At 60.0% G+C, this 26,065-nt stretch carries 24 protein-coding genes, 1 tRNA gene and 2 pseudogenes; 11 read left to right on the forward strand and 16 right to left on the reverse strand.

Annotated features, from left to right (window positions below):
- Positions 1 to 117: 117 nt before the first annotated feature.
- Positions 118 to 1,689 (forward strand): DUF5060 domain-containing protein, encoded by a 1,572-nt coding sequence (locus NVV72_07840; protein ID MCR6659248.1) that lies wholly within the window; start codon positions 118 to 120, stop codon positions 1,687 to 1,689.
- Here the strand turns inward: NVV72_07840 and NVV72_07845 are convergent.
- From NVV72_07845 to NVV72_07860, 4 genes are all read right to left on the reverse strand, one after another.
- Complete coding sequence (locus NVV72_07845) at positions 1,686 to 2,441, reverse strand: hypothetical protein (protein MCR6659249.1); 756 nt, start codon at positions 2,439 to 2,441, stop codon at positions 1,686 to 1,688. The genes NVV72_07840 and NVV72_07845 overlap by 4 nt on opposite strands.
- Positions 2,438 to 2,725 carry an HPr family phosphocarrier protein gene (locus NVV72_07850; protein MCR6659250.1) on the reverse strand — a complete coding sequence of 96 codons (288 nt, stop codon included), beginning with the start codon at positions 2,723 to 2,725 and terminating at the stop codon, positions 2,438 to 2,440. The genes NVV72_07845 and NVV72_07850 overlap by 4 nt, the downstream gene beginning before the upstream one ends.
- A 78-nt stretch (positions 2,726 to 2,803) precedes the next feature.
- Positions 2,804 to 3,208: a PTS sugar transporter subunit IIA gene (locus NVV72_07855; GenBank protein ID MCR6659251.1), complete on the reverse strand. Its 405-nt coding sequence runs from the start codon at positions 3,206 to 3,208 to the stop codon at positions 2,804 to 2,806.
- Positions 3,209 to 3,415: 207 nt separating this feature from the next.
- The gene (locus NVV72_07860; GenBank protein ID MCR6659252.1) at positions 3,416 to 3,853 is read right to left on the reverse strand and encodes an HPr kinase/phosphatase C-terminal domain-containing protein; all 438 of its coding nucleotides are present in this window, start codon (positions 3,851 to 3,853) and stop codon (positions 3,416 to 3,418) included.
- A gap of 165 nt (positions 3,854 to 4,018) precedes the next feature.
- Between NVV72_07860 and NVV72_07865 the strand changes: the two genes are divergently transcribed.
- Positions 4,019 to 4,264, forward strand: coding sequence for a type II toxin-antitoxin system ParD family antitoxin (locus NVV72_07865; protein MCR6659253.1), 246 nt, complete (start codon positions 4,019 to 4,021; stop codon positions 4,262 to 4,264).
- Positions 4,257 to 4,547 carry a type II toxin-antitoxin system RelE/ParE family toxin gene (locus NVV72_07870; GenBank protein MCR6659254.1) on the forward strand — a complete coding sequence of 97 codons (291 nt, stop codon included), beginning with the start codon at positions 4,257 to 4,259 and terminating at the stop codon, positions 4,545 to 4,547. Before NVV72_07865 ends, NVV72_07870 begins: the two co-directional genes overlap by 8 nt.
- Positions 4,548 to 5,336: 789 nt before the next feature.
- Here the strand turns inward: NVV72_07870 and NVV72_07875 are convergent.
- From NVV72_07875 to NVV72_07885, 3 genes and pseudogenes are all read right to left on the reverse strand, one after another.
- The gene (locus NVV72_07875; GenBank protein ID MCR6659255.1) at positions 5,337 to 6,440 is read right to left on the reverse strand and encodes a HAMP domain-containing histidine kinase; all 1,104 of its coding nucleotides are present in this window, start codon (positions 6,438 to 6,440) and stop codon (positions 5,337 to 5,339) included.
- A gap of 76 nt (positions 6,441 to 6,516) precedes the next feature.
- On the reverse strand, positions 6,517 to 6,903 hold the full coding sequence (locus NVV72_07880; GenBank protein ID MCR6659256.1) for a sensor N-terminal transmembrane domain-containing protein: 387 nt from the start codon (positions 6,901 to 6,903) through the stop codon (positions 6,517 to 6,519).
- A gap of 6 nt (positions 6,904 to 6,909) precedes the next feature.
- Positions 6,910 to 7,619 (reverse strand): annotated as a pseudogene (locus tag NVV72_07885) (response regulator transcription factor).
- Between the two features lie 253 nt (positions 7,620 to 7,872).
- Between NVV72_07885 and NVV72_07890 the strand changes: the two are divergent.
- The gene (locus NVV72_07890; protein MCR6659257.1) at positions 7,873 to 9,594 is read left to right on the forward strand and encodes a hypothetical protein; all 1,722 of its coding nucleotides are present in this window, start codon (positions 7,873 to 7,875) and stop codon (positions 9,592 to 9,594) included.
- A gap of 45 nt (positions 9,595 to 9,639) precedes the next feature.
- Here NVV72_07890 and NVV72_07895 read toward each other — a convergent pair whose 3' ends face one another.
- From NVV72_07895 to polA, 3 genes are all read right to left on the reverse strand, one after another.
- Positions 9,640 to 10,038, reverse strand: a complete 399-nt coding sequence (locus NVV72_07895; protein ID MCR6659258.1) for a VOC family protein — start codon at positions 10,036 to 10,038, stop codon at positions 9,640 to 9,642.
- Between the two features lie 65 nt (positions 10,039 to 10,103).
- On the reverse strand, positions 10,104 to 11,786 hold the full coding sequence (locus NVV72_07900; protein ID MCR6659259.1) for a methyl-accepting chemotaxis protein: 1,683 nt from the start codon (positions 11,784 to 11,786) through the stop codon (positions 10,104 to 10,106).
- 191 nt (positions 11,787 to 11,977) lie between these two features.
- Complete coding sequence (polA, locus tag NVV72_07905) at positions 11,978 to 14,836, reverse strand: DNA polymerase I (protein MCR6659260.1); 2,859 nt, start codon at positions 14,834 to 14,836, stop codon at positions 11,978 to 11,980.
- A gap of 206 nt (positions 14,837 to 15,042) precedes the next feature.
- Between polA and NVV72_07910 the strand changes: the two genes are divergently transcribed.
- Complete coding sequence (locus tag NVV72_07910) at positions 15,043 to 15,333, forward strand: hypothetical protein (GenBank protein MCR6659261.1); 291 nt, start codon at positions 15,043 to 15,045, stop codon at positions 15,331 to 15,333.
- Here NVV72_07910 and NVV72_07915 read toward each other — a convergent pair whose 3' ends face one another.
- Positions 15,334 to 15,789, reverse strand: coding sequence for a VOC family protein (locus tag NVV72_07915; GenBank protein ID MCR6659262.1), 456 nt, complete (start codon positions 15,787 to 15,789; stop codon positions 15,334 to 15,336). It lies immediately after the preceding gene.
- 45 nt (positions 15,790 to 15,834) lie between these two features.
- Here NVV72_07915 and NVV72_07920 point away from each other — a divergent pair, with 45 nt between their 5' ends.
- Both NVV72_07920 and NVV72_07925 read left to right on the forward strand, forming a co-directional pair.
- A complete protein-coding gene (locus NVV72_07920) occupies positions 15,835 to 16,083 on the forward strand; it encodes a hypothetical protein (GenBank protein MCR6659263.1) in 249 nt (82 codons plus the stop codon).
- A gap of 12 nt (positions 16,084 to 16,095) precedes the next feature.
- Complete coding sequence (locus NVV72_07925) at positions 16,096 to 17,373, forward strand: MFS transporter (GenBank protein ID MCR6659264.1); 1,278 nt, start codon at positions 16,096 to 16,098, stop codon at positions 17,371 to 17,373.
- A gap of 84 nt (positions 17,374 to 17,457) precedes the next feature.
- On the opposite strand, the gene NVV72_07930 is transcribed toward NVV72_07925, so the two are convergent.
- The 4 genes from NVV72_07930 to NVV72_07945 form a co-directional block, all read right to left on the reverse strand.
- The gene (locus NVV72_07930) at positions 17,458 to 18,897 is read right to left on the reverse strand and encodes a glycosyl hydrolase family 8 (GenBank protein ID MCR6659265.1); all 1,440 of its coding nucleotides are present in this window, start codon (positions 18,895 to 18,897) and stop codon (positions 17,458 to 17,460) included.
- A gap of 195 nt (positions 18,898 to 19,092) precedes the next feature.
- Positions 19,093 to 19,299, reverse strand: a complete 207-nt coding sequence (locus NVV72_07935) for a hypothetical protein (GenBank protein ID MCR6659266.1) — start codon at positions 19,297 to 19,299, stop codon at positions 19,093 to 19,095.
- Between the two features lie 11 nt (positions 19,300 to 19,310).
- Positions 19,311 to 20,609: an isocitrate lyase gene (gene aceA / locus NVV72_07940; protein MCR6659267.1), complete on the reverse strand. Its 1,299-nt coding sequence runs from the start codon at positions 20,607 to 20,609 to the stop codon at positions 19,311 to 19,313.
- Positions 20,610 to 20,615: 6 nt separating this feature from the next.
- Entirely contained in the window at positions 20,616 to 20,768 is a 153-nt protein-coding gene (locus NVV72_07945; GenBank protein ID MCR6659268.1) for a hypothetical protein, read from the reverse strand.
- Positions 20,769 to 21,162: 394 nt separating this feature from the next.
- On the opposite strand from NVV72_07945, the gene NVV72_07950 reads away from it, so the two are divergent.
- The 4 genes and pseudogenes from NVV72_07950 (at position 21,163) to NVV72_07965 (ending at position 24,319) form a co-directional block, all read left to right on the forward strand.
- Positions 21,163 to 21,723, forward strand: a complete 561-nt coding sequence (locus NVV72_07950) for a hypothetical protein (protein MCR6659269.1) — start codon at positions 21,163 to 21,165, stop codon at positions 21,721 to 21,723.
- Between the two features lie 8 nt (positions 21,724 to 21,731).
- Positions 21,732 to 23,139: pseudogene (locus tag NVV72_07955) on the forward strand (short-chain fatty acyl-CoA regulator family protein).
- 49 nt (positions 23,140 to 23,188) lie between these two features.
- Entirely contained in the window at positions 23,189 to 24,181 is a 993-nt protein-coding gene (locus NVV72_07960; protein MCR6659270.1) for a LacI family transcriptional regulator, read from the forward strand.
- A gap of 61 nt (positions 24,182 to 24,242) precedes the next feature.
- Positions 24,243 to 24,319, forward strand: a tRNA-Arg gene (locus tag NVV72_07965).
- Positions 24,320 to 24,689: 370 nt separating this feature from the next.
- Here NVV72_07965 and NVV72_07970 read toward each other — a convergent pair.
- Positions 24,690 to 25,769: a glycosyltransferase family 1 protein gene (locus NVV72_07970; GenBank protein ID MCR6659271.1), complete on the reverse strand. Its 1,080-nt coding sequence runs from the start codon at positions 25,767 to 25,769 to the stop codon at positions 24,690 to 24,692.
- Between the last annotated feature and the right edge of the window lie 296 nt (positions 25,770 to 26,065).

Raw genomic sequence — 26,065 nt, forward strand, 5'->3', positions numbered from 1 at the left:
TAAATTTTCGACGCTTGAGGGCGCCCGCAACATAAGAAAGACATAAGCCCCCCATACAGCTTGCCTTTGCGACCATTATAATCGTATGATGACTGACAAATATAATGGGAGGTTGTCATGTCGAAACTGACGCGGCGCGGTGTCATGGTGCTGGGTGGCGCATTGTCTATGGCGGGTATAGCCAACGCACAGGCGGCTGATATCGAGCGCTGGGGCTTGTTTGAAATTACCTTGGATGGTCCGAAAACCGGCAATCCATTTGTCGATGTCACGCTCGCGGCGGAATTCAGTAACGGCGCGCAGATTGTTACCGTGCCGGGGTTTTATGATGGCGACGGCGTCTACAAAATCCGCTTCAGCCCGGATATTGAGGGCGTCTGGCAATGGCAGACCACGAGTAACACCATGGCGCTCGACGGCCGCACCGGCGGCTTTACGGCGCGGCCGGCCAGTGGCAACAATCATGGCCCGGTGCGCGTCACGGCGGATGGCTATCACTTCGCCTATGCCGATGGCACGCCCTTCCGCCAGATCGGCACCACGGCCTATGCCTGGGCGCAGCAATCGGACGCGCAATGCGCGCTGACCTTGCAAACGCTAAAGGCGTCGCCGTTCAACAAGTTGCGCATGTGCGTCTACGCCAATGTGAAAGCCGAGCCGATCGAGCCTTATATCTATACCGGCACCGGCCCCAGGGACTGGGGTGCGGCGCGTTTCAATCCGGCTTTTTTCCACCGCTTCGAGGACCGCGTGGCGAAGCTTCAGGCGCTTGGCATAGAAGCCGATATCATCCTCTATCACCCCTATGACAAGGTGCATGGTTACGCCGAAATGGCCCGCGCCGATGATGAGCGCTATCTACGCTATGTCATTGCCAGCTTAAGCGCTTACCGCAATGTCTGGTGGTCGATGGCCAATGAGTTTGACCTGGTGAAGGCAAAATCACCGGCTGACTGGGACCACATTGGCCAGTTCGTCGCCGACAGCGATCCGCACCAGCGCCTGCGCTCGATCCATAACTGCAAGGCGTTTTTTGATAACCGCCGGCCGTGGGTGACCCATTCCAGCATCCAGAACGGCATGTCGGTCAAGGATGATACCCGCGCCGAAATCTATCGCAGCGTCTGGGAAAAGCCGGTGGTCTTCGATGAGATCTGTTACGAAGGCAAGTCCGATCTGCGCTGGGGCAATCTGACCGGCGAGGAGATGGTGTCGCGCTTCTGGCATGGTCTGATCGCCGGCACCTATGTCGGGCACGGCGAGGTGCTGACCGACACGAATCTCAGCCCGGATGGCGGCTGGAGCGGCATCGGTGGGCGACTGCTCGGCACCAGCGCGCCGCGGCTGGCCTTCCTGAAAACGGTGATGGACACGGGGCCGAAGCCGGGCATCGATCCGGTCGATAAGTGGTGGGACCGCCATATCGGCGGCCAGGCCGGACAGTACTACCTGCGCTATTTCGGCAGTGAGACGCCGTCAGATTGGCCGCTCGACCTGCCGAAGCAGGAACTGGCCGGCGGGGAGCAATTCCGTGTCGATTTGATCGATACCTGGAACATGACAGTGACGCCTGTCGAGGGCGTTTTCACCATGCAGAAGAAGGATGGTTATTCCTTCCACGACCCGGCACGGCCGGTCATCGCCCTGCCCGACCAGCCGTGGATGGCGGTCAGGGTCGTGCGGGTTTAGAAAAGCGCATTCGGCAACTTTTGCGGCGTGCAATAACCCGTTTCACCGCGATGCCCGTCCTTGCCGATACGTTTGTTATCGATCTCCTCGGCGTAAAACGCACCGTTGGAGCGATCGAGCGTGATACGCAGGGCCGAGCCGTGCTTCGTTATGCGGTTGACGAGATAATAGGTCGAGCCGGTGACATTGGCCGGGCACAAGGTATCCAGGCAGATCGACTGGCGGATCAAGGACGGGTGCGCCGGATCGACACGCAGGAACTTGAAATCAGCGTGTTCATCCGGGAAGACCGGCGACGGGAAGAGGTCAATATAGAAGACACCCTGCGAGATGAAACGCTTGCCTTCGGTCACCTGGGTTTCGCATTTCAGGCTGATCTGGTCTGTTTCCGGCAAGGAGCGTGACGACGGTACCGCAACCGGGGCAGGTGGTGGGGGATCGGCAATCGGCTGCATGGTGATGGGCGCGGGCGTTATGGCGACCGGCGGCGGCAAGGGGGCTAGCGCGGCCGGTGGCTCCGGGGTCAGGGCCTTCGCCATATCGGGGCTGAGTTTGGCGGCGGCATAAGGGATAGGGGCCGCCGGCGTCGTCAGGACCGGCGCCGGTTTAGCGGCGGCTTTTTTGCGCTTGACCACAGGTTTCGGCGCGGGTGCGTTTTCGTCGTAAGGCGTACCTTCGGCCTGGACCAGGCCCGATGCACAAATGGCCGAAGCCGTCAGTAACGCAAGGCAGAGCTTGACCGCGACTCTCATGCGTCCTCATCGAAGCGGTTGCTGACCAACTCGGCCAGGGCGGCCACGGCCTCTTCGGCCTGCGGTCCTTCGGCCTCGATGCCGATAACGGTGCCAATGCCGGCGCCCAGCATCAGGAGGCCCATGATCGACTGGGCGTCGACGCGGGTATCGTCCTTGATGACATAGGTCTGGGCGTCAAACGCCGAGGCCAGCTTGACGAACTTGGCGGAGGCCCGCGCGTGCAGGCCCTTCATGTTACAGATTTCGACCTCAGTACGCACGCCGGGCTCAGTCTCGCTCATCAAGTGCCCTCCCTCGGGCAAGGCTTCTCGCGCCGGAGAATGCGGGCGTTCGGGGTTTTAGTCCAGAGGGAAAAGGGATCAGTTATCGCCGGAAAGCACGTAGGAAGCGACGGTGACGTATTTGCGGCCGGCTTCCTGGGCGTGGCAGACGCAGGCGCCCAGGTCTTCGTTTTTGCGTAAAGACGCCAGCTTGATCAGCATCGGCAGGTTCAGGCCGGCAATGACCTCGGCCTTGGTCTGTTCCATCACCGAAATGGCGAGATTGGAGGGGGTGCCGCCGAACATGTCGGTCAGGAGGATGACGCCGTCACCGGAATCGTTTGCAAAGGTGGCGTCAAGGATATCCTTGCGGCGCTGGGCGACATCGTCTTCAGGCCCGATACAGATGGCGGCCACCTGGGTCTGGGGCCCGACCACGTGTTCCATCGCCGATACGAACTCGTCAGCCAGCTTGCCGTGAGTAACGATGACCAGTCCGATCATTAAAGCAACTTCCTTACTAACGCCTTGGGCCCGACACCGTTAAGCGGGGTAGCCCATCATACTAGTCCCGATTTCATCGCACTGCAAAATGAGATTTAGGAGTCTCCAGCAAATTTTGCGCCGCAATAGGCCGGTGTGCCAAATATGCCAGAGGTCACATTTACAGGGTGTGAATGAGTCCGAGAGCTGACCTTTAGGTAAGTATTTTTAAGCTACTTTCAAGCGGTGAAGGAGTTTGCTGACGCTTGATGCCTCGCGCGGGTTGAGGCGGATGGTCGGGACCGCCTGTCCCAGAATGGGCGTGATTTCGTTTTCGGGGAGGCGTTCGATGGGGTCGGATTGTGCCAGAACCGCCAGGTGGATGCGCGTCAGCTTGCGCGTTTCCGCCGCCATGATGCCCAGCCCGCGGATTTCCATACGGCCCTCTATGGTTTCGGGCGCGCCGGCATAAAGCTGCCCGCCGGAGGTCCACAGAAGGCTGTAATCATCGCTCACCAGCGCACAACCGGTATGCCCGGCCGCCTGGATCAGGCGCAGGGCCAGGTCGCTCTTGCCGCTGCCGGAAGGCCCCATGATCAATACGCCACGCCATTCTTGGCCGATATGCAGGCTTAAAGAGGTGGCGTGAATGATCATCTTGCTCATGCCGGTATTTAGGCACGGATGGCGGACGGTGAAAGCCGTTTCTAGCGGAGGAGGTAAGGAAATGGCTCTGACCTCGATTTGGCCTCAATGGATAAAGGAGATTGGCAACTGACGGATAATGTGTAAAATCGCACCAATAGTATGATGCTTTGTGAAGGAGCATTTATGGCGACTGTGCGCAAGACCATCACCATAACCGATCAGCAAGACGCGTGGGTTAAATCCCAGATCGAAAGCGGCCACTATACCAACGACAGCGAGATAATCCGCGACCTCATTCGGCGTGAACAGGAGCGAATGGCAGAGACAGAGCGCATCCGGGCGGCACTCATAGAGGCCGAAAACAGCGGAGAGCCACAGCGTTTCGACCCGGAAGCCTTTAAGCGTCGGATGCGATCAACACATGGCTGAATACCGCCTTGCACCCACGGCAGAGCGCGACATGGAACAGATTTGGCGAACGACCGTCACGGTGTGGGGGATCGATCAGGCCGACCGCTATACGGACAAACTAATCGCCACTTTTGAGAAACTGGCCGAGGCGCCAGACAGGGCGCCCGCCTGCGACCATATCCGGATTGGGTATCGACGCCGCAATGTGGAACGCCACGCCATTTACTTTCGCAAAACGGCTGCCGGCATTGATATCATGCGCATAATACATGACCGTATGGATGCCAGCCGCCATCTGTAGCCATTTTGCACCTACTTGTTTAGTCGTATTGCTATTACTGACGTGCAAGCTGTTGTTTTACACATATACATCTGGGAGAGAGCAATGAGGCAAGGAGCTTGATCATTCGTCACGCTGGTGTTTACGCCGGTCGTGTTCTCTTCTGGTGTGGCTTTCGGGGGCCCTCTTCGTTGCCATGTCATAGAGCATTCTGACACCGGCGGCACGGTCGAGGTTCTTACCGATGAGACTCTCGCCCCAGCCTGGTGGCCAGAAGGCAACAAGCCGCAAATCGTCTGGCGACCTGCGCCGGCACCGATGAGTCCTCGGCTCACTTTGAAATTTGCAAATTCGACCTTGGCGGAAATGGGTAGAGTCCCTAGTGGCGGATATATTAGATTCCGTATCCCGCCGCCAACACAACCGGACGATACACAGGTAATCCTTGATCTGCCCACCGAAAGCGTCGTGTTTAAGTGTGAACAGCTAAAATATGGGCGCGATTTCGGGAGTGACGATGAGACGCAGCCCGCAATGGATATCGTTTTCCCAAATGAAGATTGGTCCGCGATCAAGGCGGCGATAACGGAGGGGGGCGCCTGAGTGTAAAATTGATTCGAAAGGGACAGGCGCTTTCGGATACCACATTCGATCTTGGCAATTGGGATGCAAGGGATGCGCTTCTCGCCAAGGCGGCACGGAGAGTCGCTGCCGCTGATCCGAAAGCGTGTACGACCGCATCGATTCCCGTAATAGATATGACTTCGCAAGGGACAAAGCCTTAAGGCTCTTAAGACGGCTGGTAAATGCTCAATTCGCGCTCGGCAGCAGGATCGAGAAACGGGCGCCGACGATATGGCCGGTGTCGTCTTTGCGGTTTTCCGCCCAGATTTTTCCGTTGTGCGCCTCGATGATCTGGCGCGAGATCGACAGGCCGAGGCCGGAATTCTTGCCAAAGCTCGTGCCCTTGGGACGCGAGGTATAGAAGCGCTGGAAGATGGTCTCCAGATTGTCCTCCGGAATGCCGGGGCCGTCGTCCTCGAAGACAATGCTCATCGGCCGCAGCGGATCGGCATTACTGTGGGCGAGCGTGACGCGGACCTCGCCGCCTTCCGGGGAGAAGGAACGGGCATTGTCGATAATATTGCGGAAGACCTGACCGAGCGGGCCTTCGCGGCCATTGACCAGCGAGGCGGCCGGCGACAGGGAACGCTTAAAGCTGACCGTGACCTGGCCGGCGATATGACTCTGCTGGTAGAGCGAGATGATATCTTCCAGCAGGGTGCCGACCTCGACCTTTCTCGGCGTGTCGCGCGACAGTTCGGCATCGAGGCGAGAGGCGTTGGAAATGTCGGTGATCAGGCGGTCGGCGCGGCGTACATCCTGGTTGATGACCGCCATCAGCCTGTCCCTAGCCTCGTCGTTCTTCACCAGCGGCAGGGTTTCCAGCGCCGAGCGGATGGAGGTCAGCGGGTTCTTGATCTCGTGAGAGACATCGGCGGCGAAACGGTCGATTTCCTCCATGCGCCGCCACAGGGTATCGGTCATGCTTTCGAGCGAGCGCGCCAGGGTGCCGATTTCGTCCTTGCGCGATTCGAGGTCGGGCAGGGAAATGGCGCGGGTGCGCGCCAGACGGACATTGTCCGCCGCCGCCGACAGCCGGTGGATCGGCCGGCTGACCAGCCAGTTGAGCAGCAGAGACGACAGCATGGTGACGCCGAAGGCGACGAGAATGAACGGCAGCATGGACCAGCGCTGTGCCGCCACGATCTTGTCGACATCGCCGCGCTCGATGGTCAGCACGCCCAGCACCTCCTTGACGTGGCGCAGGGGCACGGAGACCGACACCACCTTTACGCCGCGTTCGTTACGGCGGACCACGGCGGTGGGCGGCGCACCAGACAAAGCCATCATCACCTCGCCATGCAGTTGCTGCTCGGCCAGCGCCCGACGGGCCTGACGCTTGGCGGACTTATCCTCCGGCAGCGGGTCATTGGGCCGGCGCGCGCGGCGGAAGCTGCGACACGTCGATCATGTCGGAAACCGCATAGGAATCGGAGATCAGGTTGCCCTTGTCATCGAAGAGGCGCGCGCGCTGGCCGGAGGGAATGAACCGGCCCAGCACGATGGCGGCATTTTCGGCTTCGAGATGCGGCTCCGGCACGCCTTCGGTAGCGACCTCGGCAATCACCTCGCCCATCAACTGGGCCTGAGACAGCAGGGAATCGCTCTGGGCATTGATCAGGCCGCCGCGAAAATCACTCAGCACCAGGGCGCCGATGACGATGATGATCAGCCCCAGCACATTCAGCCCGAAGATCAGTCGTCCCAACCGGGACTGACCGAAAGGAAGCCGTTTTAGCCAGGGCTTCGCCATGCGCTTTTAAATCTCTCTATAGCGATAACCGACGCCGTAGAGGGTTTCGATCGAATCGAAGGTCGGGTCGACCTGGCGGAACTTCTTGCGCATCCGCTTGACGTGGCTGTCGATGGTGCGGTCATCGACATATACCTGATCGTCATAGGCGGCATCCATCAGGTTGTCGCGGCTCTTGACGAAGCCGGGGCGCTGGGCCAGGGCGTGCAGCAGAAGGAATTCGGTTACGGTCAGGCGCACAGGCTTGCCGTCCAGGTGCATTCATGACGGGCGGCGTCCATCACCAGCTTGCCGCGCTTGAGCGACTTGGCATTGAGCGCCTCGGCGACTTCCGGGGCCTCGCCCTGTTCGACGATACCGGCGCGGCGCAGCACCGCCTTGACGCGCTCCAGCAGCAGGCGCTGCGAAAAGGGTTTGTGCATGTAGTCGTCGGCGCCGAGATTGAAGCCCAGCACCTCGTCGATCTCATCGTCCTTCGAGGTCAGGATGATGACCGGCAGGTTGGAGGTATTGCGAAGGCGGCGTAGCACTTCCATGCCGTCCATGCGCGGCATCTTGACGTCGAGAATGGCGAGGTCGGGCGGATCCTTTTCGAGCGCGGCCAGACCCGCCGCGCCGTCATAATAGGCCTGGACGGTGTGGCCGCCGCTTTCCAGCGCGAGCGACACGCTGGTGACAATGTTCTCGTCGTCGTCCACCAAAGTAATCTTGGCCATGTGATCTCCGGAATTGAATAAGCTGTCTCTTAAATAAACGCATATCGCCAAAGTTCAATTGAACTTTGGCATGTAAAACCACCATTGGCAGTTCCTCATGAGGCACTAAACGCATGGCTGCGGTCTTTTTCAGGGCCTGATCACGGCGTTTTCTGGCCTTAAGCCCCGCAAATGCGGCCTAAATCATAATTTAACGTCGGGGGTGTAATAATTCCATGCAGATCAATCACTAAATCGCTGCTTCAGGGACCCCATGAGCCACCATCCGGTGCATTACGAACTTTTTTCGCGCCGCACGCCGCAATCGTCGTGGGTGCTGGAAATGGCGTCGGAAACGCGTGACCAGGTTATTCAGGCCGCGGATGAGATGCTGAAAAGCGGCCGCGCCGCCGTTCGCGTCACCAAGGAAATGCTCGATCCGGAAAGCGGCGAATACAGCAGCGTGACCGTGCTGGACAAGGGCGTGGCGGTGGCGGCGAAAAAGCCGAAACTGGCGCCCACCACCGATACGGTCTGCACCAGCCCGCAGGACCTTTACAGTGCGCTTGCCCGTGAGAAGATTTCCCGCCTGCTGGAAGACTGGCTGAAGCTGCAGGGCGTGACGGCGTTTGAACTGCTGCACCGGCCTGACCTGGCGGAGCGGCTGGAAGCCTCCGGCAGCGAACTGCTGCATGTGGTGCAGAAACTATCCGTGCCGGAAAGCCATGACACCGGCCAGGCCCTGCATGAGTTGATGCGGCGCTGGTCAAGCCTGTTCGACAAAGCCTGCACCCGCCTGATCCAGGATGGCCGCAAGGGCCTGTTTCCGGAACTGACGCCGGAAAACGGCCTGGAATTGATCGACCGGCTGCATGACCATCCGGAACGCGCCTATGTCTTCGGCGGCGCGCTGGCGGCCACCCTGAAGGGGCAGCGCCGGCCATCGGCGAAGCTGGAAACCCTGCTGATCTATGCCGGCCTGATCAATGCCTGGCTCGATACGCATCCGGAACGCGAATGGGCGCTGCAACTGATCGAAATTCCGGTGGTGGAGCTGTTTGCCGCGCGCGGCAGCCTGAACGATGTGCTGGGCGAAGAGATGGACCTTGGCGGCGCCATGATGATCATGACGCGCCTGGCCGCCGGCCGCGAGGTGGACCTGATCGCCCGCGCCGATGCCCGCGTGGCGCGCCTGACCCCGCCGCTTAGTGGTGTTCTGGGGGGCTACCACGACCTGATCCTGAATAACCGTCTGCCGCATCTGAGCTATCATATTTCCAAGCGCCTGATGCAGGAACTGAAGAGCCCGCGCCGTCTGCGCCCGAATGACCCGATGGGCGAGATCGAGATTCTGCGCGTCCTGGCCCTGTGCATGACTGCCGCCGGCCGCGATGAAAGCCAGCGCGACGATATCACCGAAGCCTTTGCCGACCGCTCCCGCAAGCTGGTCTCGGCCGATTTCATCACCAGCCTGCTGGAAACCGCCGAAACGCCGGCCGAGGAGGCCGACCGCCTGATCTGGCTGTGCGAAAACATGGTCGGCGCCGCCAACAAGCGCCAGGCGGCGCGCTGGCTGTCGCAGATCGTCGGCGCCGACAAGTTCGAGCGCCATATGCGCGAAAGCCAGCAGTCGGCCGCGCAGCGCCTGCTGGCCCTGGCGCAGATGCAGGGCCGTGTGGCGGCCGCGGCCCTGATCGACCAGGATGGCGAAGAGGTCACCCGCCGGCTGGGCCTGATCGGTAATCAGATCGCCACCGATGTGAAACTGCTGGCCCATATCCAGCGCGGCGGCGCTTCCCCCATGCAGAAGTTTTCGATGCTGCTGAGCTTCGCCGCCGGGCAATCGGCGCCGTTCGGGCCCTTAAGCGAGCAGGCCAAGGCGGAAGTGATGAAGATGATGCGCGATCCCGCCCTGCGCTCCCGTCTTTCGGCGCAGCCGCAGATATTGGCCACGCTCAAACCGATGATGCAGGCGGCAGGCGTTCTGGCGGCATAAGCGCAATCCAGTAAAGTGTGACGCACTTTCTGGATAAATTGCGCGTCAGAGGATGTTGCGGAAATTGAGCTCCAGCAACACATTGTTTGGATCGACCACGAACAGTTGTGTCAGGCCGATTTCCGGCAGTTCGGCGCGTTCATAACGCAGGCCGCGCGCTTCAAGCCGTGACACCATGCCATCCAGATCGTCGCATTCGAAGGCGACATGGTGGATGGCGCCAGTGGGGCCGCCGGGGATGACCTCGCGTTCGTAAGTATTATCCGTACCGAAGAGATTGAGGTGAATGACGGCGCGTTCGCCGGCATAAAGCCACTGGCGTTCCTCCGGCTTGCGGCGTGGCGCAGTCTTCGCCACCAGCCCCAGCAACTCGCCGTAAAAGGCAATGGTGACGGCCATGTCGCGGGTCTGGATATTGACGTGATCGAGGGTTTTGACGGTCATGCCGCAGAATAGAAAAAGGCGCGGCGATATGCAACCGCCGCGCCTTTAGACTCTGTCGTTGGGGCTTACGCCGCCCGGATATGCGCCAGGAAGTTGTTGATCTGGGTGCGCAGGTTTTCTGCCTGGTGCGCCAGTTCGCCAGAGGCACTTAGCACCTGTGAGGCGCCGGCGCCGGTTTCTTCGGCCATGCGGGCCACGCCGGTGATATTGGAGGTCACCTCCTGCGTGCCGAGCGACGCCTGATTGACCGCCTGGACGATCTCGCTGGTGGCGGCGCCCTGCTGCTCGACGGCGGCGGCAATGGTCGAGGACGAGTCGTTGATGTCGCGGATCGTGCCGGTAATGCTCTCGATAGCCTCCACGGCGCGGCGCGTGGTGGACTGGATGCTGCCGATATGCTGACTGATCTCGGAGGTCGCCTTGCCGGTCTGCTGGGCCAGTTGCTTGACCTCGGCGGCGACGACCGCGAAGCCCTTGCCGGCCTCACCGGCGCGCGCCGATTCAATGGTGGCGTTGAGCGCCAGCAGGTTGGTCTGGGCGGCAATGCCGGTAATCATGTCGACAATGCCATTGATACGGGCGGCGGCTTCGGAAAGTTCCTGCACGATGGCGGCGGTGGAATCCGCCTCGCGCACGGCTTCGCGCGCCTTGATGGAGGAATGCTCAACACGGCGGCCAATTTCCTGCACCGAAGCGCCCAGTTCCTCGGCCGACCCGGCGACCGACGTGACATTGGTCCCGGCTTCTTCGGCGGCGGCGGAAACGGACGTGGCCTGAGCGGCGGATTCCTGAGCGGAAGAGGTCAGTTGCGAAGCCGTGGCCTGCATTTCGGTGGCGGCGGAAGACACCGCCTCGACCACGCCGCCGACGGCGCTTTCAAACTGGTCGGCCAGTTCGTACATGGTTTTCTTGCGCTGGATTTCGGCGTCTTCACGCGCCTGACGGGTTTCTTCTTCCAGGGCCAGGTTGCGGATCATGTTGTCGCGGAAGACCTCGACCGTGCCGGCCATGTCGCCAATTTCATTGCGTTCACCGACACTGGGAATGGTGACCTGGGTATCGCCATCGGCCAGTTTCTGCATCACGCCGGACATGCGGGTGATCGGCAGGGAAATGGTGCGGATCATCATGAAACCGATACCGAAACAGATGGCGGCGGTAGCCGCCAGCGCCATCATGATCAGGGTCATGGCTGCGCTGCCGAGCTTGATGCCCTTATCGGCAGCTTTGTGTCCTTCCTTGAGTTGATAGGCGCGGTCATTACGAATGGCCTTACGCAACTCGTCCGTCCCGGCCTGCATGTCGGTCAGGTAGATGGTGGTGGCGCCGGCCACGTCATTGGCGGCGGTGGCCGCTTCCAGGGGTTTGCTGGCCTCGTAATAGGCGGTGAGCTGGGTATGAATGGCGTCCGCCAATACCCGTTCGTCCGGTGTAGCGACTGTGGTGTTATAGTTGACGTAGTCCTTTTCGAGCGCGTCGCGCGAGCCCTGCATCCGCGCCAGCATCTTTTCGCGCGCCTCGCCGGTCAGCAGCAGGGCCTGGCCCTGGCGGGAGCGATAGGTTTCAAAATCCTGCGACAGGTCACCGAGATAGTTGGCAGCGGGCAGCCAGTTGGTGCCGACATCTTTCGCGGATGCATTGACCGCGCTTAGGCGCTGGATGGCAAAGAGCCCGAGGGCGACAGCGGCGCAGAGCACCAGGGCGAAGGCGGCGATCACGCGCACCCGGATCGTCATATTCTTCAGCATAGCGTTTCCCCAGGGCCGCACATACACAAACACTATCGTATCCGGCAGCCTGCGTTCTGCGTCGGATCGGTCTCGGCCCTGATACGCAGCCCGCTTCGATTCCTGTCCAAATAACGCAGATATAGTAAAGAAGGTATTAATTATAAACGCTGGAGATGTATCTGGAATCATTACACTTTATGACAAAAATCTTAATGCGCCTCGTCCCAGTTGGGCGCGGCATGGGCTTCGACCACCAGCGGCACGCTCATTTCCAGCGCCGGCAGGGTGGCGTCCGACATGATGCGTTTGATCAGCGGGATCACGTCGTCCACCTCCGCATCGGGCGCCTCGAAAATGAGTTCGTCGTGGACCTGGAGCAGCATCTTCGTGGTGAAGCCGGCCTCAAGCAGTGCCTGCGGCATCCGCATCATGGCGCGGCGGATGACATCGGCGGCCGTGCCCTGGATCGGGGCATTGATGGCGGCGCGTTCGGCAAAGGCTTTCAGCGCGCCCTTGCCATTGATTTCCGGAATATGGATCTTGCGGCCCATCAGGGTCATGACGAATCCGTTGGCGGTCACGAAGGCCTTGGTGGCGTCCATATAGCCCTTGATGCCGGGGAAGCGGTCGAAATAGGTTTCGATGTAGCGGCCGGCCTCGCCGCGTTCGATGCCGAGCTGGTTGGACAGGCCGAAGGCCGAAATGCCGTAGATGATGCCGAAATTGATCGCCTTGGCGCGGCGGCGGATTTCGGAGGTCATCTCTTCCATCGGCACATTGAACATTTCGGAGGCGGTCATGGCGTGGATATCGTCACCGCGCAGGAAGGCTTCCTTCAATTGCGGTATATCGCCGATATGGGCCAGGATGCGCAGTTCGATCTGCGAATAGTCGGCGCTGATCAGCTTGTGGCCCGGCTTGGCGATGAAGGCCTGACGGATCTTGCGACCCTCGGCGGTGCGGATCGGGATATTCTGCAGATTGGGCTCGTTGGACGACAGGCGCCCGGTCGGCGTCGCCGCCAGGTGGAAACTGGTATGGATGCGCTGGGTGTTCTTGTCGGCATAGCCGGTGAGGGCGTCGGTATAGGTGCCTTTGAGCTTGGCCATCTGGCGGTAATCGAGCAGCATCTTTGCCAGCGGTTGACCCGCTTCCAGTCCCGGCTTACCCTCGGCGATCTCCTCCAGCACCTTGACGTCAGTGGCCCATTGGCCGGAGGCCGTGCGCTTGCCGCCGGGAAGCTGCATTTCGTCGTAAAAAATCTGGCCGAGCTGCTGCGGGCTGTTCATATTGAACGGCCGACCGACCAGGGCCTGCGCCTCCTGCTCGATGGCGTTCATCCGCGTGCCGAAATCATGCGACAGGCTTTGCAATATGGCCGGATCGATGCGGATGCCGGCCAGCTCCATTTCGGAGAGAACGGCGGGCATTTGCCGTTCCAGGGTCTCGTAGACGGTGACGAGGCCCTCGCGTTGCAGGCGCGGTTTCAGGATATGCCACAGGCGAAGCGTCACATCGGCGTCTTCGGCGGCGTATTCGGTGGCTTCTTTCAGACCGACATATTTAAATGACTTAGCCGACTTGCCGCTGCCGGCCACCTGCTTGAACGGGATTGGCGTGTGGCCGAGGTGCAGTTCGGACAGCTCGTCCATGCCGTGGCCGTGCTGCCCGCCTTCGAGCACATAGGAGATCAGCATGGTGTCATCATAAGGCGCAACATCAATGCCGTGGCGGTGCAGGACCGACAGATCGTACTTGATGTTCTGGCCGACCTTGAGGATGGTCGGGTCTTCGAACAAGGGCTTCAGCGCGGCGATAGCCGTCTGGAAATCGATCTGCTCGATTCCGCCGCCATCACCAAAATCGAAACCCTCATTTGAGGTGTGCGCCAGCGGAATATAGCACGCCTGATTGACGCCTACCGCCAGGGAGATACCCACCAAACCGGAGCGCGAGGCCGACAGGTCGTCGGTTTCGGTATCGATGGCGATGACCTGCGCTTCATAGGCGCAGGCGATCCACTTCTCCAGCGCTTCCAGGGTCTGGATGCACTCATAGGTCTCGCGGTGGACCGGCTGGATGACGGCTTCGGCCGGGCCTTTTTTCGGCGCGCCATAGAGCGGGCGCAGGATCGGCGCGGTGGGCAACTTATCGAGTGCCGAAGAGGCTTGCAGCAGGCTTAAGGCATTGCCGCCAACACGCTTGGCCAGGGAGTTGAACTCCATCAGGCCGAGGAAGGTGAGCAAAACGTCCTGTTCTGGCTCTTTCAGGATGAAGGTATCGATATCGACTGGGGTGGGCGAGTCGCAGCGCAGGGTGACCAGTTCGCGCGACATCAGGATCTGCTCTTTGAAGTCGATCAGGGTCTGGCGGCGTTTTTCCTGCTTGATCTCGGAGGCGCGAGCCAAAACGGCATCAAGATTACCGTATTCGAGCAGCAGTTGCGCGGCGGTCTTGACGCCGATGCCGGGCGCGCCGGGCACATTATCGGCCGAGTCGCCGATCAGGGCCCGGGCATCAACCACCAATTCCGGCGGCACGCCGAACTTCTCGATCACGCCTTCGCGGCCGACGATCGTGCCCTTGACCGGGTCCATCAGGCTGACATCGTCATCGACCAACTGCATCAGGTCTTTATCCGATGAGATAATGGTGACCTTGAAGCCCTCCTTCTTGGCCAGGTGCGTATAGGTGCAGATCAGGTCGTCGGCCTCGAAATTCTCCATCTCGATGGCGGGTAATCCAAAAGCACGGGTGGCCTCGCGGATCAGCGGGAACTGCGGGATCAGGTCTTCCGGCGCCGGCGGGCGGTGGGCCTTGTACTGGTCGTAGATTTCGTTGCGGAAGGTCTTGGAGCCGGCATCGAAAATAACCGCCAGGTGCGAGGGCGCGTCATCGCCGCGGTGCTCCTTGATCAGCTTGAACAGCATGTTGCAGAAGCCGGCGACCGCGCCGACCGGCAGGCCATCCGACTTGCGCGTCAGGGGCGGCAGGCCGTGATAGGCGCGGAAGATATAGCCGGAGCCATCGATCAGGACGAGGCGCTTCTGTTTTTCGGTATCTGACATTTAGGATTTTCTGCGCAGGATGTGTTCGGCTGTCTTCATAGGACGATCCGTCAATCCTGCCAAATCAAAGCGACAGGTAACGGCAGGATTTACATTCTGAAACCAGTTATGTCGGTGCGACCGTTATGCCGCAGTGCAATATGAAATCCGTTGTGCTAGCGCGAGATAAACTTGCAGCCCGCCCCCAGTAAATTCGGAGTACCCCCATGTCCATGATGAAAGAGACCGACCAGAACCGCCTGCACATCCAGGCCAGCGGCATTCTCGAAGGCTTCCTGCAGCAGCATATTACTCTGCGTGAGGCCGTTTCTGATCTGGGGCTCCTTTGCCGGCTGGACCTCTGCCACCTGAATGGTCCCGGCATGAACCAACGCCTGGCAGATACACTAACCCTGGCAGAAAACGGCGAGATCGACCATGACTTCGCCGTAACGCATCTGGTGCGTCTGGCCTCGACCCATGTGCTGTGTGTTGAGACGCCTTACGCTTTTAGCTGATTACCAGCTTCCGGTATTAGGCATTGAAGCCCAGGGTTCCGCCGGTGCCAGCGAACCATTCTTTTGCAGCAGTTCCACGGAAATACCATCCGGCGAGCGAACAAAGGCCATGTGGCCGTCGCGCGGCGGACGGTTGATCACCACGCCCATATCAACAAAGCGCTGGCAGGCGGCGTAGATGTCATCGACCTCATAGGCGACATGGCCGAAATTACGGCCGCCGGTATAGACCTCGGCGTTCCCGTCCGCATCGGGCCAGTTCCAGGTCAGTTCGAGTTCGGGCGCCTTGAAGGACCGCGCATGGTCCTCATCGAGCGGCGCCGCCAGATAGATCAGGGTAAAGCGGCCCTTTTCCGATTCCATGCGGCGGGTCTCGATAAGACCTAAGCCTTCGCACCAGAATGTCAGCGCGGCATCCAGATCATGGACCCGCACCATGGTATGCAGAAAACGCACGGTTTAGTGCTCGCCTTCCGGACGCGGCGCCGGATCAACATAGTCATGCGCGTGATCCTTATGCACGAACTTGCGGTCGCAGTAACCGCATTCGGCTGTGCCGTCCTCGCCCAGTTCGTAATAGGTCAGGGGGTGGCCCAGCGCGCCGCCGCCACCGTTGCAGGCGACCTTGTGGCTGTCGACATAGATGACTTCGGGGGCGGGATAATGTCGCTCATGATGCTTAATAACCTTGCGGAAAAACCGTTGCCGATCCTTAAAACAAACCGCCTTGTTTCGTCAATTGAACTGTGAAACCTTTGATGCATGAAAGAGAGCAATAAACTGGGTTCCATCCTCGGCGGATCGATCGGCAATCTGGTCGAGTGGTACGACTGGTACGCCTATTCGGCCTTTGCTCTCTATTTCTCACCGGCCTTCTTTCCCAATGCCAGCCCGACGGCGCAACTGCTCAATACGGCGGCTATCTTCGCGGTCGGCTTCTTTATGCGCCCGATCGGCGGCTGGCTGCTCGGCTGGTATGCCGACCGCTATGGCCGCAAGTCCGGGCTGACGGTTTCGATCCTGTTGATGTGCGCCGGGTCGCTGATCATCGCCATAACGCCGGGCTACACGACCATCGGCATTGCCGCACCGGCTCTGTTGTTGCTGGCGCGACTGTTACAGGGCCTGAGTGTCGGCGGCGAATATGGCGCCAGCGCCACCTATCTGTCGGAGATGGCCGGCAAGACCCATCGCGGTTTCTGGTCAAGCTTCCAGTATGTCACCCTGATTATGGGGCAATTGATCGCTTTGGGCGTGTTGATCCTGCTGCAAAAGTGGCTGCTGACCCATGAACAGCTTGAGGCCTGGGGCTGGCGGATTCCGTTTGGCATCGGCGCCCTGCTGGCGCTCGCCGCCTTGTTTATTCGCCGCCATATCAGCGAGACGACCTCATTTGAAGAAGGCCGCAAATTCACCGGCAATCGCACGCTGACCTTGTTACGCGAGCATCCGTGGCAGGCGCTGCAAGTGGTTGGTCTGACCATGGGCGGCACGGTCGCCTTCTATACATACACCACCTACATGCAGAAATTCCTGGTCAATACCGCTGGCTGGAGCAAGACCGAGGCGACCAGTCTGTCGGCCCTGACTCTTTTCCTCTACATGCTGGCCCAGCCGCTTTTCGGCGCTCTGTCCGACCGCATCGGGCGTCGGCCGTTGCTGATCGGCTTCGGCGTGCTGGGTGTGATCTTCACCGTGCCGATCATGACAGCGCTTAGCCATGTGCAAGGATTTTGGCCGGCCTTCGGACTGGTGATGGCGGCACTGATCATCGTCAGCGGCTACACCTCGATCAATGCTGTGGTGAAGGCCGAACTGTTTCCCGCGCATGTCCGCGCGCTGGGCGTCGCCCTGCCCTATGCTCTGGCCGTGTCGGTCTTCGGCGGCTCGGCGGAATATGTGGCGCTGTGGCTGAAACAGGCGGGCGCGGAAGAGAGTTTCTTCTGGTATGTTACCGCCTGTATCGCCGTTTCCTTGCTGGTCTATATCTTCACTGCCGATACGAAGGCAAAGACGGCCTTCCATACGGATGAGGGCTAGCAAGCCACCCCACCACCACGCCTTCGGCGCGGTCCCCCTCCCCACCAAAGGTGGGGAGGCATAAGGATGGTTTCGAAGCTGCTATTACTTCCCTGCCGGAGCATCGATAATGCGGAACTCCCCGCTCAGGTGCATCAGGCTCATCAGGTACAGCATCCCGTCGAAATAGCGCTGCTCGCCCGCCGGCACCGGCGTGCTCCACAGTTCCTTCAGGAAAGCGTCGGATACCTCGCCCTGAGTTGCCGCCAGGCTGCCGACGGCGGTGGCCGCCACCATGCCGGTGGAATGGCGGTCGGACATCGGCTGACCGTCCAGCGAATAGCGATCGGGGAAGGTATGAATGCCCTGGCCGTAAAGGAAGCCCTGAATACGGTCGCTGCGGGTCTTCGCCCGCGCATCCTTGCCCCACCAGCTATAATCGACCGACCAGTTGCTGGCCGTGCGCCAGCTATCATAGGCAAACTGGCTCGGCTTGCCATCCCAGCCCATAGCGGGCTGGCCGTCGAAGGTGCTGCGGTCGGGCGCCAGGCCGGTTTTCGGATTGGCGACGGTTTCAAAGAAATTACGGCTGACATCGGCGGCCCTGGCCCAGAAGGCGCGATCCTCCACCGGTCCCCAGCGCGCCCACAATTCATAGAAAGCCGGCAGGTGATAGGAGGCGTCGGTGCCGGGGATGCTGGTTTCCGGTACGAAGCGGATCATGGTGTGAGCTTCATCGACCATCGGGCCGACCGTCACCGAACGCGGGGCGCGCATTGGCCGATAGGGCGGCCACGGCTTGCCCGCTTTCAGCGCCTCGGCCTCGGCTCGGCGGTTATTCGGGCTGGGCCAGGGCACGTCTGGCTCGATAAACGGCGCGTCACCTGGGTGGATGCGGAAGGGCGTGGTGGCGGTTTTGACCGGATGATGACGCATCCCGCTCAGGATCTTATCGGCCTCGGCCTGGTAATTATAGATGCCCTGGCCATTGCCCCAGCGATGCGCCGCGAAATAGAGCGCCATGGCATAATATTCCTCGCCATCCGGTGCGGCGCCGACCGCGCGAGCCGAGCCATCCGTGCCCATCGACCACGCGAAATAGCCATAGGACGGATTTTCCGGATCGGTGGTCAGCATATAGGTTTTCGACCAGTTCCACAGAGCGTCGAACTCGCGCTTCTTATCCAATTGTACGGCGATCATCATGCCGTAGCTCATGCCTTCGGAGCGCGCATCGTTATTGGCCCAGTCGGTGATATAGGCCAGCGGCCCGTCGGCATTGGCGCCGGTCTCGAAATAGACGCGCTGCTCCTGGCCGTCGCCATGGAATAGCTGCTGGAAGGTCTGCTCGATCTTCTGCTGCGTTTCGGCCTCGCTGTGGCCCAGCCGTTCAACGAACAGGTTATGATATTGGCCGGTCTTGTAGGCGCCGGCGCCATCGCTCACGGTGGTCGTTGCGGGCGCGGCAGCCTGAGCGGTAACCGGCAGGGTCAGGGCCAATATGATAGCGGTAACATTAGAGAGCAGAGCACGGCGCGTTTTCATCTGGGTTTGTCTTTCCTGGTCAATGGTGCGGCGCGGGGTGTCGCCCTCTTTATGGCCGCCGATGCGTTTCCTGGCCGCAACATGACACGCAATCCGCTTCAGGAAAAGAGCAGGGCACAAAATCGCGCCCTCTTCGCGGGGGGTAGCGAAGAGGGCGCTTATGCCGGCGCTTATGATTTTTGTTTATGCCGGGGTTTATTCGTAACCGTGGGCGGCCTCGTTGATGACCAGCGACGGCATCTTCGAGAAGTCCACCGCGACCGGGCGGCCCGCCTGCGACTGGAAGGTCTTGAGCGCATGATCGAGGCGGCGCATGGTTTCGCGCGCGGCTTCGCTGTTAGAATCCAGGTTCAGCGGCGCCAGGCAGTAGGCGATGATCGAGTCACGATTGCTTGTTTCCATAATTCACTCTCCTATTCTGCGGCGGCGACAAACTGCGCCGTCTCGGTTGAGGCCTTCATGGCCGTGGTGGAGGATTGTCCATTGCTGATCGTCTCCGCGACCTTGTCGAAATAGCCGGTGCCGACTTCGCGCTGATGGCGGGTGGCGGTGTAGCCGGCGGCTTCGTTGGCGAATTCACGCTGTTGCAGTTCGGAATAGGCCGCCATGCCGCGATCGCGGTAGCCGTCGGCCAGCTCGAACATGCCGTTGTTCAGGCTATGGAAGCCGGCCAGGGTGACGAACTGGAATTTGTAACCCATGGCGCCGAGTTCACGCTGGAATTTGGCGATGGTAGCGTCATCCAGTTTGGCCTTCCAGTTGAACGAGGGCGAGCAGTTATAGGCCAGCAGCTTGCCCGGATGGACCTTGTGGACGGCTTCGGCGAACCTGCGCGCATCGTCGAGATCGGGGTGCGAGGTTTCCCACCACAACAGGTCGGCATAATCGGCATAGGCCAGGCCGCGGGCGATGCAGTGATCGAGGCCGGTGCCGGGCTTCAGGCGATAGAAACCTTCGACCGTGCGGTTATCGCGCTCGATGAACGGATGGTCGCGCTCATCGACATCCGAGGTGATCAGTTGCGCCGATTCCGCATCGGTACGGGCAACCGTCAGGGTGGGCGTACCCATGACATCGGCGGCCAGGCGGGCGGCGGTCAGGGTGCGCTCATGCGCCTGGGTCGGGATCAGCACCTTGCCGCCCAGGTGGCCGCACTTCTTCTCAGACGCCAACTGGTCCTCAAAATGGACACCGGCGGCACCCGCCTCGATAAAGGCTTTCATGATCTCGAAGGCATTGAGCGGTCCGCCGAAACCGGCCTCGGCATCGGCGACGATCGGCGCGAACCAGTCACGCTTTGCCGCACCTTCACTATGTTCGATCTGGTCGGCGCGTTGCAGGGTGCGGTTGATGCGACGGCACAGTTCCGGCGCGGCATTGGCCGGGTAGAGCGACTGGTCCGGATACATGGAAGACGCGGTATTTGAATCAGCCGCGACCTGCCAGCCGGAAAGATAGATGGCCTTCAGGCCGGCGCGAACCATCTGCATGGCCTGATTGCCGGTCATGGCGCCGAGGCTATTGATGAAGGGCTCGGTGTGCAGCAATTCCCACAGGCGGTTGGCACCCCGTTCAGCCAGGGTGTGCTGGATGGGGAAGGAGCCGCGCAAGGAGAGGACGTCTTCGGGCGTGTAGTTACGTTTTATGCCGTCGAAACGGCCCTTGGGCGCGGCGGGGACTAAATCCTGGAACGTGGTCTTAGACATTGTCATGATCGCTTATCCTTGTTGGGGAGGTTGGGCAGGCGTGGAAATGGTGAGGCGGCGGGCGGCCATCAGGGTGCCGGGCGCGAAGAGCCCGAAGGAGGCGGCATACACGGTCGCCATATCCCAGGGGTTGGTGATCGGTGTGGATTTGAGCTTTTGTGTCATAATGTGTCTCCTTTCCGGCGATGCGCCGCCTGTGTGTGTGGAGATATAAAGCGCTTATATTATTGGGAAAGATAGATGCGCAGCCATGTAAATGGCGTCATTTGGAGAATTGTGACATTGCATCATTTGTAAATTTATGACAATTTGGAGCAGTGGTGTGTTGGGTTGTGCTATTCAACATGACTCAATCTGTAGCCAATTATGCAAATGCTTCGCACGGCGGAGCTGTGCGCGCGGGAATGGGGATCGAATGTCGCTGAATAAACACAGGCGGTTTCAAGCGGGCTGGGGCGGTATGAGGATACGAGCCGGGGCTTTGCCCATTGCACTATGTGCGGTGATCTCGATTGGCCTTTTGGGCGGTTGCGAAAGCAGGAGCTACCCCAGAGTTCGGATGACGGCGACGGTCGAAAGCAATGGCGTCCGGTATTCTGGCAGCAGCGTTCAGGAATATCTTTGTACGCCTTCAACTCACCTCATGAACGACCTCGACAAGTGTTCAGTGCGCGGCGAAGCGGTGGTCGTTGACATCAAAGGTAAAGGCCTTCTTTTCCTGATCTTCGATATGCCAGGTGCAAGAAGTATCACTGAAATGCCTCGGTCGGTTTTGGGCGCTGCAAGTTCAGACCCATTGCACGCAACCAACGCCGCCCTTCCGAAACATTGGACGCTTCAGGTTGATCAAATGCCGCTGATGGTAAAGTTCCGCGACATAAACGACGGATATACCGTTCAACAGGTCGATCCGGAGCACCTCGAAGCCAGTTTCGGGCCTAATGTTAAACTTGTGTCCGTCGAAGTTGAGACCACCGATGAGCCAATAACAAAAGGCATCATTCAGAAATATATTCCTTGGGTCATGCTAAAGAAAAACAGCATGTACAGGGGGACTGGTGAAAACCCATTCTCAGAAACACTTTCCCAAGCTAGGTTCACATCGGAGTTTGAAAGATAACTCTCTCAATGACCGATCTTGATCGCAAACTCTTCCTGGGCGGGCGGCTGAAGCGGCTGCGCTATGACCTCAGCCTGACCCAGACACAGATGGCGGCTGATCTCGGCGTTTCGGCCTCCTATCTCAACCATCTGGAGCGCAACCAGCGGCCGGTGACGGCGCAGGTGCTGCTCAAGCTGGCGGCGACCTATGATCTCGACTTGCGCACCTTTACCGATGACCTCGGAGCCCGCCGGCGAGGCCGATCTGGTCGAGATTTTCGCTGATCCTTTGTTCAAGGATCTGCACCTGCCGCGCCGGGAAATTTCAGAACTGGTGGCCTCGTCCCCCATGGCGGCCGAGGCGGTGACGCGACTCTATCGCGCCTATACCGAGCGCCGCAAACGCGATGCCCTTGCGGCGGGGCCGGAAGAGACCGAGCAATCGCCCACCGACTGGGTGCGCGATCAGATTCAGGGTCATCACAACTTCTTCCCCGAACTGGATGAGCTGGGCGAACAGCTTTTCGCCACGCTCGGCGGCGATCCGCATACACTTGAAGAGGCGGCGCAGGCACGGCTGAAAGACCAGTATGGCATCGATATCCGCCTGATGCCGGCCCAGGTGATGATGATCTATCAGCGCCGGTTCGATCCGCACCGCCGCCGCCTGATGATTTCCGAAACGCTTGGCCCCTCGTCGCGGCGCTTCGCCATCTTCTACCAGTTGGCGCTCAGTGAATATGGCGCCGAGATCAATACCCTGACCGAAAAGGCAAAAGCGCCCGACCTGGCGACGGCACGACTCTACAAGATCGCCCTGCTCAATGCCCTGACCGCCGCCACGCTGATGCCCTATGGCCGCTTCCTCAGCGAGGCCGAAGGCAATGCCTATGATATCGAGCTTCTGCGTGCCCCGTTCGAGGTGTCTTACGAGCAGGCCGCCCAGCGCCTGACCACGCTCTCCCGCCCCGGCAGCCGCGGGGTGCCCTTCTTCCTGATGCGCATCGATTCCGCCGGCAATGTCTCCAAACGCTTCGCCGCCGGACATTTCCCGTTTTCCCGATATGGCGGCGCCTGCCCACGCTGGAATATCCACCAGGCTTTCCAGACGCCGGGCCGCATTATCACCCAGGTGATCGAAACGCCCGATGGCCAGCGCTATTTCACCCTGTCGCGCACGCTCGACCGCTCCCTGCGCGCCTATGCCGATGGCGCCTATGCCGAACAGGCGATCGGCCTGGGTTGCGAGCTGAAATATGCCGAGAAGCTGATCTATGCGCGTGGGCTCGACCTGGCCCAGCCAAATGCCGTCCAGACCGGACCAATGTGCCGGCTGTGCGAACGGCCCAATTGCCGTGAACGCGCCGCCCCGCCGGCGGTCAAGGCGCTGGTCATCGATGAATGGATCAAGGGCGTGACAGCGTTTCCCTTCTAGCTTTACAGCCGGTTCTTAACCTCTTACATTTTGGAATGAAGGAGACATCATGGCCGGGGCTACGCTGAAAGATATCGCGCGCGAAGCCAATGTGTCCATCGCCTCGGCCTCCCGCGCCATCAATGGCCTCGATAATGTCGCCGACGATGTGAAACAGCGCGTGCTGGAGATTGCCAAGCGCCTGCGCTATGTGCCGCATGGCGGGGCGCGGTCGCTGGTCATGTCGCGCACCAATACCATCGGCGTGCTGCTGCCCGATATCTATGGCGAGTTCTTCGCCGAAATCATACGCGGCATCGATGTGGCGGCGCGGGCGCGCGGCCTGCACCTGCTGGTTTCCGGCTCGCACGGCAATCCGGATGAAGCACTCAGCATCATGCGCGCCATGGGCGGCCGGGTCGATGGACTGCTGGTCATGTCGCCTTTCGTCGAGTCACACGACCTGGCTTCCGTGCTACCGCTCAACCTGCCCGTGGTGACCATCGCCAGCCAAATTGGCGCCGGACGCGGTGGCATCAGCGTCGATAATTTCGGCGGCGGCGTCACGGCGGCCCGTCACCTGCGCGAACAGGGCTGCCGCCGGCCGGCCCTGATTTCCGGTCCGTCACGCAATTTCGAGGCCGAGGAGCGCCGGCGCGGTTTCCTGTCGGTTTTCGATGGTGAACCGCCGCCCGTGTTCGAGGGCGATTTCACCGAGGAATCCGGTTATCGCGGCGCCAAGGCTTTTCTGGCGCTTGATGCGCGCCCGGACGGCATCTTCGCGGCCAATGACATGATGGCGGTGGGCTGCCTGCTGGCCCTGCGCGAGGCGGGCGTGAACGTGCCGGAAGATATCGCCGTGGTTGGTTTCGATGATATCCCCATCGCCCGCTTCACCTCGCCGCCGCTGACCACCCTGCGCGTCGGGGTCTTTGACCTGGGGCGTCGCGGCCTGGAAATGCTGGTGGCGACGCTGGAAGGCGAAGACGAGACGGCCGGGCAGGGCATTATCGTGGCACCGGAACTGGTTCGCCGCGCGAGTTCTCGCCACAAATCCGGATAATCGCATTTTTGCGGTTGAGTGCGCGGGCGGTTTCGCTTAGGTAGCTTGGACCGGCTAAAAGGCACCCATAGCTCAGCTGGATAGAGCGTTGCCCTCCGAAGGCAAAGGTCAGAGGTTCGAATCCTCTTGGGTGCGCCATATTTTATAAGGATTCCGAGCTTCGGAACCCTATTGCATTTCAGCCGGTAGCCGCCGGGGTAGCAAGCGCAGGTAGGTTCAAAGCTGATGAACTTGCTTTTGGACTACAGCTCTTTCTATTTGATAGCGAGGACTGCGAAATCGGCACCTGGGAAGCATGTTGTGATCGCAAACCCCAAAATTACTTGCTTTTGGAATCATCAGGCTGCCATTTGGATTGATCACATTCGGGGATATCGGGGATGGTTATGCCGCCGCCACTTTAATCGGTACGCACAGCTTCACCAGCCTTAACGCGTGCGCTCACGCCTGATTTGGGAATACCGTGTCAGATAAATTTTCTAACAATCTAAAGCGAACCAGCCCTTAATCAGGCAGCTTTTGTTTTCTTACGGCGAATTTTACGCGGCAACTGGCGCAGCTTCGTCCAAAGCTTGGTCTTGGCTGGCTCCGGATAGGGTTCGAGATTGCGGATAAATTCCGCGGCGCATTCCGGCCATGAGAATTTCTCGGCATAGGCGCGCACCGCCTTGCGATCGATCTGAAGCGCTTCCTCGATCGCTATCTTGAGGTCGTCATTGATCGCACCGGCGCCGGAGCCGGGAATGAGGTCGATCGGACCGTGCGCCGGAAAGGCCGCCACCGGCGTGCCGGCGGCCATGGCTTCGGTGATTACCAGGCCGAACGTATCGGTCAGAGACGGAAAGACGAAGACATCCGAGTCGGCATAGGAGCGCGCCAGGTCTTCGCCGAAACGCGGACCGGTAAAGACCACCTCGGGATATTTCGCCTTCAGTTCCTCCAGTTGCGGGCCCTTGCCGACGATGACCTTGGTGCCGGGCAGATCGAGCTTCAGGAAGGCTTCGATATTCTTTTCCACCGCCACGCGCCCGATATAGGTCATGATCGGGCGCGGCAAATCGCCGAAGATCGGTTCCAGGTTCGGACGGAAAGTGACCGTATCGACGCCGCGCGTCCACGGCGAGATATTGGTGAAGCCGCGCGATTCCAGGTCTTTTTGCAGGGTCGGCGTCGCCACCATCACCCGGCCGGAAGGCTTGTGGAACCAGCGCATGAAGGCGTAGCCGACGCTCAAGGGAATCGGCAGGCGAGCCGAGACATATTCCGGGAATTTGGTGTGATAGCTGGTGGTGAAGGGCAGCTTGAATTCCTGGCAGACGCGCCGCGCCGCCATGCCGACAAAGCCCTCGGTGGCGATATGGATGGCGTCCGGCTCATAATCCAGGATGATTTCGCGCACCTCTTCGTAACAGCCGAGCGCCAGCTTGACCTCCGGATAGTCCGGCCAGGATACGGTCTTGAACTGGTTATAGTCGATGATGTGGAATTCGTGGCCGAGCTTTTCGCACTCCTCGATGGTGCGGCGTAGCGTGGTCACCACGCCATTGACCTGGGGTTCCCATGCATCGGTTGCCAGCAAGATACGCAATTCGTCAGTCCTCAGGGCGTTTCTGATGTTCAGCCTTCAATGCCGGTTGTCTCGCCGTTTGGCAAGACCAAAGCCGGGCGCGACATTATCTCAGGCCGCGATGGATAATTTTCATGGCCTTTTTGATGCTGCAATGCACAAATCGCCATTTGTAAGGGAACAATAAGATGTTTGGTCGTTTGCCGCTTGCGTAAAGGCCAAAATCCTTTATTTTTAAAGTCAGGAACCCTCCGGGCGCCGTCTAATGAAAATGGTGTATCCGTGGGGCGAAACAGGAACCAATGGCAGAGCGATTA

The sequence above is a fragment of the Asticcacaulis sp. genome, from assembly GCA_024707255.1.
Lineage (GTDB): Bacteria > Pseudomonadota > Alphaproteobacteria > Caulobacterales > Caulobacteraceae > Asticcacaulis.